Raw genomic sequence first — 2,827 nt, 5'->3', positions numbered from 1 at the left:
GCCTTTTGTTTTCCCTACTCTGAAAATTCAACAAAAAGCTAAGGAATATCTACACAACGAATCTCCTAATATAGTTGTTTTGATAGACTACATGGGGCCGAATCTTAGTATTGGTAATTATATTCGTAAAACTTGGCGGAATTTGCCGATTATTTGGTACATTGCTCCTCAAGAATGGGTTTGGTCTCTGGGAAAGGATAAAACAGCTAAAATAGTTAATTTGACAGATAAACTTTTGGCTATTTTTCCAGGAGAGGCAAATTATTTTCGGCAACAAGGAGCTGAGGTTACTTGGGTAGGTCATCCTATTATTGATAGAGTAAAAATGGCTCCTACTAGGGAAAAAGCTCGTAGAATTTTGGGAATAGCTCCAGATACATTGGCGATCGCTTTATTACCAGCATCTAGGCAACAAGAAGTTAAGTATTTAATGCCTATAATTTTTCGAGCAGCTCAAATAATTCAGGAAAAATTACCCGAAGTTCATTTTCTGATTCCTCTATCTTTAGAGACTTATCGTTATCCCATTGAAGAGGCAATTAAAAAGTATCAACTACAGGCAACAATTTATCCAGCTTTGCCACAAAATAGTCAAGAAATACTAGAGAGTAATAATTTAGAAATTATGGCTGGAGCGGACTTGGCGATCGCTAAATCTGGTACTGTAAATTTGGAAATAGCTTTGCTAAATGTTCCTCAAGTCGTAATATATAAGGTTAATCCTATTACTGTTTGGATTGCTAGGAATATTTTGAGGTTTTCGATTCCATTTATGTCTCCACCTAACTTGGTACAAATGAAGTCTATTGTGCCAGAGTTATTCCAAGAAAATGCTACTCCTGAAAATATTGTCTCTGAAGCTTTAGAACTTTTATTAAATTCTCAACGCCGAGCTAAGACATTAACTGATTATCAAGAAATGCGTCAATCTTTGGGAGAAGAAGGAGTTGGCGACCGGACTGCTAAAGCAATTTTAAATTTAGTTTTAACCAGAAAATAAAAATATTTTTCAGAGTAGGGGGTCAGGTATTTCAAGTAATCTCATTTGATCAGATATTTGATCTTAAAAAAGCAATCAGCAATCAGCAGTCAGCAGTCAGCAGTAAACGTTTAGAAGGGGATTTAAACCCCTCCGCGCACCATCCTGCTTATAGAAGCAGGGGATGTTTTACCCAAGCTCAAAAAGCTGTTAACGCAGTTCCTCCGCAGGAGGCTAGCGTATGGGCTAAAAGCGAGCTAGCTAGTTAAAGTCGCCCTAGTGGTCTGTAAGAGATTGAATGTATAATGTATCAGGAAATATAAAAAAAGAAGATAGGGAACAGGGAATAGGGAATAGGTGAAGAAAAAATTATTTGTCGCCTATTTGTACCATAACTTTAGGAGTATGAATACTTATACCCGCTAACTGCAAACTGATTTCAATCCCTGGCCTTATTCAAGCTTTAAGATTTAGTTGATGACAAGTTTCTTAATAGTTATTTGACAAACACGGGACTTACGCACCCAAACAAGAAAAAACAAGAAACCGGGTTTATTGCCTTGATTATTATTCTTCAAACCAGGAAATTTCGTCGATAAACCCGGTTTCTGCGTAAGTCCTAAAACACTCTCTCAAACTGATTATGAGGAACGATAAACTCTCAAAAATTTTGATTGATAAGCTTTTCAATTTTGAAATACCCATCATTTTTATCTTGACAGAATACTAGAAGGGCGAGACTTTAAACCCAAAATATTTGGTAAAATGGTTGTCTGTGACTCAAACAATATTTTGGCTACATCGACCTTTCATAAGTATTAATTAATATTATGTTCAGTCGAATACTTATACAGCATATTTCGGACAAATGATGTACAAGGCGCGAATAGTAAAATTATTGTGGTGTGGGCATCTTGCCTACTAAATCTGTACCTCATAACAGAGGGAATTGCTGTAAATAATTTTTAGTATTTTAACAGAAGTTTAAAAGTAGAGATTCGGAGTCCAGTAATCAAACTCCTAAAAAGAAAAAAACTGTCCTGGATTTAGAGGATAAGGTTTTTTTCTTATTAATTTTAGTTGCTTTTTCATTGTAAATATTATCAATAATTATACCTAGTTTTTCACCTAAATATTAATGTTTAATCATAAAACTAGCAAAAATATTTTCTAAGCTTATATGAATGGTATTTATTTCTGGTTTGGGTTTTATTTAAAACATATTTACTTGTTAGATAACATATACTTGTTATATAACATAGAAAATAAAACTAAAAAAATATTGTATAAATTGTTGATTGTTATTGGCAAAACATTTCTGTTACTGAGTTCTGTAATAGCTATTGAAAAACCAATTTTTGCAGGAGAAATTAGGAGTAACATTGTCTCTATAGAAACAAGAAATAGCCTTGAATTTAAAGGTTTTTTTGATGGTTATCAAAGGTCTAAATCTGGTTTGGGTGAATTCATAGAAGTAGGAATTCAGAAACGAAATATAGTAGAAATAATAGAACAGAAAATTTATGCTGATGCTTATCTGCGCGGTTATCTACAATTTAAAATTGACTTAGGTGAGTACATCAGTATGAATGAAAGTGAAATGTATTTGCAAGCTATAGGGTTTGAATATGGTTGTTTGACAGCAAAAGCTGGATTAAATGAATTTCCAGAAGTGGGAATGAATAAGTTAGGTTTAGCAGAATTAAGACAACAGTTAATTTATATTGATGCTTATCAGCAAGGTTATGATAGATGGCTATTGACTAATTCTTGTGTACCTAGACCATATAATTAGGACTCAGAAGTTAGAAGTCAGAAGTTAGGAGGAATTATAGGGGAGGTAGTAGA

General features: G+C 33.7%; 2 protein-coding genes. Both read left to right on the top strand.

Annotation, left to right across the window (positions count from 1 at the left end; all coding sequences use genetic code 11):
• The coding region (gene lpxB, locus F6K22_RS37760; protein ID WP_293109948.1) for a lipid-A-disaccharide synthase at positions 1-1,000 on the top strand (1,000 nt) is incomplete at its 5' end.
• 1,261 nt (positions 1,001-2,261) lie between these two features.
• Positions 2,262-2,774 carry a hypothetical protein gene (locus F6K22_RS37755; protein ID WP_293109946.1) on the top strand — a complete coding sequence of 171 codons (513 nt, stop codon included), beginning with the start codon at positions 2,262-2,264 and terminating at the stop codon, positions 2,772-2,774.
• Positions 2,775-2,827: the final 53 nt, after the last annotated feature.

The sequence above is a fragment of the Okeania sp. SIO2F4 genome (assembly GCF_010672385.1).
In the GTDB taxonomy this organism is placed as follows: Bacteria; Cyanobacteriota; Cyanobacteriia; order Cyanobacteriales; family Microcoleaceae; genus Trichodesmium.
The sequence above is the reverse complement of the archived record's forward strand: the minus strand, read 5'-3'. Positions and strand labels throughout refer to the sequence as shown.